Annotated in this window: 5 protein-coding genes; 1 reads left to right on the top strand and 4 read right to left on the bottom strand. The window is 77.8% G+C overall.

Annotated elements, in window-relative coordinates:
- From ABD160_RS20055 to ABD160_RS20040, 4 genes are all read right to left on the bottom strand, one after another.
- Positions 1-2200: ATP-binding protein (locus ABD160_RS20055; RefSeq protein ID WP_344024711.1), on the bottom strand; the 2200-nt coding region annotated here is incomplete at its 3' end.
- Positions 2197-3708 (bottom strand): sensor histidine kinase, encoded by a 1512-nt coding sequence (locus ABD160_RS20050; protein WP_344024709.1) that lies wholly within the window; start codon positions 3706-3708, stop codon positions 2197-2199. The genes ABD160_RS20050 and ABD160_RS20055, both read right to left, overlap by 4 nt.
- 54 nt (positions 3709-3762) lie before the next feature.
- A complete protein-coding gene (locus ABD160_RS20045; protein ID WP_344024707.1) occupies positions 3763-4428 on the bottom strand; it encodes a LuxR C-terminal-related transcriptional regulator in 666 nt (221 codons plus the stop codon).
- On the bottom strand, positions 4419-5027 hold the full coding sequence (locus ABD160_RS20040) for a histidine kinase (protein ID WP_344024705.1): 609 nt from the start codon (positions 5025-5027) through the stop codon (positions 4419-4421). Before ABD160_RS20040 ends, ABD160_RS20045 begins: the two co-directional genes overlap by 10 nt.
- 186 nt (positions 5028-5213) lie before the next feature.
- On the opposite strand from ABD160_RS20040, the gene ABD160_RS20035 reads away from it, so the two are divergent.
- Positions 5214-6567, top strand: a 1354-nt coding sequence (locus ABD160_RS20035) for an Hsp70 family protein (RefSeq protein WP_344024703.1), incomplete at its 3' end; no start/stop codon positions are given.

The following is a 6567-nucleotide window of genomic DNA, read 5'->3' as shown; positions in this document are numbered from 1 at the left end:
CCCCGGCCGCCCCGGCCGCCCCGGCCGCCCCGGCCGCCCCGGTCCCGGTCCCGCCCGGCACCGGCAGCGACCACATCACCGTCGTCCCGGATCCCGGGGCCGAGCGCACCGCGACCGTCCCGCCGACCGCGAGCAGCCGGGTGGTCAGGTTCCGCAATCCACGCCCCGGCGCCCCGGCGAGCGCCGCCGACGGCCCCGGCTCGAAGCCGGGGCCCTCGTCGCGGACCGCCATCCGCAGCATCCCGCCGCTCTCCTCGACGTCGACCCGCACCGCCGCCCCGGGCGCGTGCTTGCGGGCGTTGCCGACCGCCTCCAGGCAGCAGAAGTAGGCGGTGTCGCCGATGTCGCCGGGATAGCGCCGGTCGGCGGGCACCCCGTCGTGCACGACGACGACCGGGGGATCGCCCCCGGACAGCGCGTCCCGCAGCGCGGTGACCAGCCCCTGCTCGGCCCGGATCCCGGCGGACACGCCGCCCGCGGTCTCGGCGAGCACCGCCTCGGCGGCGTCGACCCGTTCCAGCAGCATGTCCAGCCGCTGCACGGCCTGTTCGGTACGACCGGCGCCCGCCTCGTACTCGACCAGCCCGAGCGCCAGGCCGAGGGTGACGAGATGGTGCTGGGCGCCGTCGTGCAGGTCCCGCTCGATCCGGCGGCGTTCCCGGTCCATCGCGGCGACCGCGTCCCGGCGGGCGGCCGCGATCCGTTCGCCGTGCGCGACCGCCGCCCGCAGCTGCCGCTCCAGCTCGATCGCGGACCGGCTGGCCTGCAGCACGACGGCCAGGCTGTCCGCGACGTCGGCGAGCAGCCGGTTGCGGTCGGTGCGCAGGCCCTCCACCGCCGCCCGGTCCACCGCGACCTCGCCGAGGTCGTCGTCGCCGTGCCGGACCGGTACCCGCACCAGCGCGTCCGGATCGGTGGGCGGGCGGGCCCCGTCCGCGGTCCAGGCGTAGGTGCGGTCCCGCAGCCCCGGCCGGTGCACGGTCAGCCGGCACACCGACGCGCCCAGGCCGCGGCCCACCGCCTCGGTCGCCCGGGCCAGGTCGGGGGAGCCGTCGCCGCCGTCGCGGGACAGCGCCGCGATCCCGGCCAGCCCGCTGTACGGCGTCGGCCGCCTGCCGTAGAGGTACCGGTCGACGGCGTCCTCCACCCGGGCGCGCAGCGGGAGCAGCACCGCGGCGACCGGCAGCGCCGCGGCCACGACGGTCCAGCCGGTGCCCGATCCCGGCCCGGCGGCGGCCAGGCCGGCCTGCAGGACCGCCACCGCGCCGCCGGTGGTCGCCGCGACCAGCGCGACGACGATCCCCCGGCTCAGCAGCGGTCGGCGGCGGGTGCCGGTGACCGCCACCAGCATCGCGGGCGCGACCGCGGCCGAGGCGATCCGGGCGAACCAGAACAGCAGCGCGGCCGGCGCGTCCTGCGGTGCGGCGCCGGGAGCGACCGGGACGTCGACGGTCAGGCCGGGCGCGCCCAGCACGACCAGCGCCACCGTCACGGCGAGCAGCACCGCGACGGTCACCAGGATCGCGAGCAGGGTGCAGGAGACCAGCCGCGACCGGGTGCGGTCGCCGCCCGGGCCGCGGCCGCCGTCGCGCAGCACGACCAGCCCGAGCACCGGCACCAGCAGGCCGGACAGCAGCACGCAGCCGGCGACCGGGCCGGCGGTCACGGTCACGGTCACGGTCCCGCAGAGCAGCAGCACGACGGCGGCGGTGCCGAGTGACAGCGGATCCCGCCACCGGCCGGCGAACGCGGGCAGCGCCGCCACCGCGCAGGCGCAGGCGAGGACCGGCAGCGCGACCAGCAGCAGCGTGCCGATCCGGACCCCGGCGACCGTGTCCAGCAGCACGGCCGCGGTGCGCGCCTGCAGGTTGAACCCGGCGGCCGCGCCGATCGTCGCGAGCACCGACAGCCGCAGCGCCCACTGCCGGGCGCCGGAACCGAGCAGCAGCCCGGCGACGGCCAGGTTCAGCGCGCTGCACGCGTAGTCCGGCACGACCTGCGCGAGCGGCGCGCCGGCGGATGCGGCGGTGAGCAGCCCGCCCGCCCGGTCGCCGGCCGGGAGCAGGCCGGCGGCGCCGGGCAGGTACCCGACGACCGCGGCGGCCGACCCGAGCAGCAGCCAGCCGACGGCGCACACCGACCCGACGACGACGGCGGCCGCGAACCCGGCCGTCCCGGCCCGGGACGGGGCCGCGGTCACCACGGCGTCCCCCGGCCGGACCCCCGGCCTGACGCCCGGCCGGACACCCGGCCTGACGCCCGGCCGGACACCCGGCCTGACGCCCGGCCGGACGCCCGGTCGGACGCCTGGCCGGACGCCTGGCCGGACACCCGGTCGGACGCCTGGCCGGACACCCGGTCGGGCGCCCAGCCGGACACCTGGTCGGACGTCTGGTCGGACGTCACCGCCGGGGGAACGCCCAGCGGATCGAGCCGGTCCGGCAGCCGGGCCCGCAGCAGCACCCCGCCGCCGTCGCGCGGATCGAGCCGCAGCTCACCGCCCAGCGCGGCGAGCCGCTCGACGTCGACGGCCAGCGCCTCCCGCAGCCGCTCCGCGCCGGACCGCGGATCCGGGTCCTCGACCCGGGCCAGCAACCGGCCGCGCTCGTGCCGCAGCAGCACCCGCAGGTCCGGGCCGCCGTCACCGGTGGCCAGGTGCTGCACCGCGGACGCCACCAGCCAGTACAGCCCGGACTCGATCTCCCAGTCGAACCTGCGGTCCGGCTCCGCGTCCAGCAGCACCCGCCGGGGCAGGTCGGCCACCAGCTCCTCGAGCGCCGCCGCCGGCCCCTGGTCGCGCAGCACCGCGGGATGCACGCCACGGGCGATCACCCGGACCCGGTCCAGCAGCTCCTCGAGCAGCTCCCGGACCCGGCGCAGCGTCTCCGGCACCTCCCCGGCGGCCGGGCCGTCGCCGGTGAGCCCCGACCTGGCCCGGCCCAGCTCGTCGCGCAGGGCGGCCAGCCGGCCGGTCGTGGCGTGCCCGAGCTCGGCGACCAGCCGGCGGCGCTCCACGTCGCGGGCCCGGTTCAGCCGCTCCCGGGACCGCTGCACCTCGTCGGCGAGCTCGTCGGCGCGGCGCACCCGCTCCTCCAGCTCGGTGCCGCGGGCCAGCTCGCGCAGCAGCGCACCGGCACCGTTCGCGACGTCGCGCAGCAGCTGCCGGTCGGCCGCGGTGACCGGCAGCGGGTCCTTGCCGATCGCCAGCGCCGCGCGCAGCGCGTCGCCGTCGAGCACCGGCACCACGTGGTCGGTGTCCGGCCGGGTGAGCAGCGCGGCCAGGCCCGGTTCGGTCACCGGCTCGTCGGTCCCGGCCGGCGGGTGCGCCGCCGCGGCGACCAGCCGGTCCCCGACGACCAGCCACAGCGCGGCGTGCCGCGCGCCGGTGCCGTCGGCGACGACCTGCACCAGCCCGGGGAGCGCCTCGGCGAGGCTGCCGGCCCGGACCCGGGCCGCCGCGGTGGCGAGCGCGGAGTACGGGCTGCCGGGCAGCTGCGGGTTCCACCGTCGCAGCCACCGGTCCAGCCGGGGCAGCACCGTCCCGGCGGCCGCGGTGACCAGCGCGGCGGTCGCGAACGGCAGCAGCAGTCCGGCGGGCGAGTCGCCGAGTACCGGGCCGAGCAGCCCGAGCGGCACCGCGAACGCGGCCAGCACCGCGACGACGGCGAGCAGCGTCCGCAGACCGCGCACCACGAACGTCCGGTCCATCCGCAACCACCCACCCCGCCCGCCCGGATCGCGCGGCGCAACGCTAGTGCCTCGTCAGCCGGTGTCGTCCTGCGAACGGAGGTAGGTGAGCACGGCGAGCACCCGCCGGTGCTGCTCGGAGGACTCGCCGTGCAGCCCGAGCTTGGCGAAGATGTTCGCGATGTGCTTCTCGACGGCCTTCGGCGTGACGTAGAGCTGCCCGGCGATCCCGGTGTTGGACCGGCCCTCCGCCATCAGCTTCAGCACGTCCAGCTCCCGCTCGGTGAGCGCGGCGAGCGCGTCGCGGCGGTCCCCGCGCGGGCGCTCCACCAGCCGTTTCGCCAGCACCGGCTCGATCACGATCTCGCCGTCCCGGATCCGGGTGAGGGTGTCGGTGAGCACCTCGACGCTGCCCACCTTCTCCTTGAGCCGGTAGCCGATCGCGTCGGTGCCGATGTCCAGGATCCGCATCAGGTAGTGCGACTCGGCGTAGTGCGACAGGAACAGCAGCCCCATCTTCGGGTGCAGCGCCCGCAGCCGCTCCGCGGTGACCAGCCCGCCGTCCGGCTCCGGCGGCATCCGGATGTCGAGCACCGCGACGTCGGCGGTGTCCCGGCCGAGCAGCGCGACGAGCTCGTCGCCGTCCGCGGCGCAGCCGACGACCTCGTGGCCGGCCGCCTGCAGCAGCATCAGCAGGCCCTCCCGGAACAGCGCGCCGTCCTCGGCGAGCGCTACACGCACGGGAACCTCGCGATGATCGTGGTGGACCCGGGGGCGGCCCCGGGGACGACGTCGGCGCTGCCGCCGAGCGGCCGGGCGAACTCCGCGAAGTGGGCGACCGCCCGCGGCCCGGCGCCCTCGGTGCGCAGCAGCAGGTCGGTGCCGTCGGCCCGGGCGGACACCGCGACCGGCCCGCCGTCCCCGGCCGGGCCGGTCAGGCAGGCGAGCAGCGCGAAGTACGCCGCGCCCTCCGCCGCCGCCCCGAACCGCCGGTCCGGGACGTCGACGGTGACCGCCCGGTCCAGCCGGCCGGACAGCTCGTGCAGCGCCGGGCCGAGCCCGGCCTCGTCGAGCAGCGGCGGGTAGAGCTCGGCGGCGACCTCGCGCAGCTCCTGGAGCACCACGTGCAGCTCCTCCTGCAGGACGTCGATCTCGCGGTCCAGCTCGACCTCCCCGGCGGGCAGCCGGTGCCGGAACAGGCCGAGCTGCAGGGTGAGCGCCGAGATCCGCAGCGCGGCGCCGTCGTGCAGCCTGCGTTCGAGCTTGCGGCGCCGGGACCACTGACCGCGGCCGGACGCGGGGTCGTCCACGGCGGCACCGGGCGCGGGATCGACCGTCATCGGTCGATCGTCCCGGCCCCGGGGCAGCCGGGGAAGCGTGCCCACCCCACCCCGGGGTAGGGCCTGCACCCTTGCGTTCCGACACGTGTCGGTGTGTAACGCGCGGGCGGGTTGCGCGAGTACCGGGCTGGTCCGTCAGCGCCGGTGCACGGGTGCCCCGCGGGGGCCGGGACAGGAGGCGCGACCGTGAGCTACAGCCTGGGTGTCGATCTCGGGACGACCTTCGTCGCGGCGGCGGTCGCGCACGACTCGCAGGTCGAGATGTTCACCCTCGGTGACCGGAGCGTGGTGTCCCCGTCGGCGGTGTACGTCCGCGAGGACGGCACGATGATCACCGGCGACGCCGCGGTCCGGCAGGCGGTGGCCAAGCCCGACCGGGTCGGCCGCGAGTTCAAGCGCCGGCTCGGCGATCCGATCCCGGTGATCCTCGGCGGGGTCGCCCACTCGGTGACGAACCTGCTCGGCGCGGTGCTGCGGGACGTCGTCGCGGTGGTCCGGGACACCGAGGGCGCGCCCCCGGCGAGCATCGTGCTGACCCACCCGGCCAACTGGGGCCCGTTCCGGCGCGAGCTGTTCGACGAGGTCCCCGAGCTCGCCGGGCTCACCGGCGCCGACGCGGTCCCGCTACGCACCGTCACCGAACCGGAGGGCGCCGCCGCGCACTACGCCGCGTCCCGGCGGCTCGCCGAGGGCGACGTCGTCGCCGTCTACGATCTGGGCGGCGGCACCTTCGACGCGACCGTCCTGCGCAAGCAGGGCGACGGCATCGAGATCCTGGGCACGCCGGAGGGGATCGAGCGGCTCGGCGGGGTCGACTTCGACGAGGCGATCCTGGCGCACGTCAACTTCCAGGCCGGCGGCGCGCTGACCGAGCTCGACATGGGCGACCTGCAGACCTCGGTCGCGATGGCCCGGCTGCGCCAGGACTGCGTGCTGGCCAAGGAGGCGCTGTCGATCGACAGCGAGACCACCATCCCGGTGTTCCTCCCGCACCGGCACTTCGAGGTGCGCCTCGCCGCCGACGAGTTCGAGAGCATGATCCGCGCGCAGATCGAGTCGACGATCGGCGCGCTGACCCGGACCCTGCGGTCCGCGCACGTCGCGCCGGACGAGCTGTCCGCGGTGCTGCTGGTCGGCGGCTCGTCCCGGATCCCGCTGGTCGGGCGGATGCTGTCGGAGTCGCTGGGCAGGCCGATCGTGGTCGACACGCACCCGAAGTACGCCGTGGCGCTGGGTGCCGCCGAGCTGGCCCGCGCCGACCGGGACACCGGGGCCCGTCCGGACCGGGGCGCCTCCTGGTCCGACGCCCCCGCGGTTGCCGGGGCCGGCGGGGCGGCCGGGTCTGCGGCGGCCGCCGGTGCCGCCGGGGCCGCCGGAATCGCCGGCGCGTCCGGCGCGTCCGGGGCTCCCGGAGCTGCCGGCACGTTCGGGGCCGCCGGGGCTGCCGGCACGTTCGGGGCCGCCGGGGCTGCCGGCACGTTCGGGGCCGCCGGGGCTGCCGGCACGTTCGGGGCCGCCGGGGCTGCCGGCACGTTCGGGG

It is taken from the genome of Pseudonocardia kongjuensis, from assembly GCF_039526905.1.
GTDB lineage: Bacteria > Actinomycetota > Actinomycetes > Mycobacteriales > Pseudonocardiaceae > Pseudonocardia > Pseudonocardia kongjuensis.
The sequence above is the reverse complement of the archived record's forward strand: the minus strand, read 5'-3'. Positions and strand labels throughout refer to the sequence as shown.

What these genes read in the sequence shown, in the direction of transcription:
- ABD160_RS20040 (WP_344024705.1), bottom strand. Translation starts at nt 5,027, where the DNA reads ATGACGGTCGATCCCGCGCCCGGTGCCGCCGTGGACGACCCCGCGTCC.
- ABD160_RS20050 (WP_344024709.1), bottom strand. Translation starts at nt 3,708, where the DNA reads ATGGACCGGACGTTCGTGGTGCGCGGTCTGCGGACGCTGCTCGCCGTC.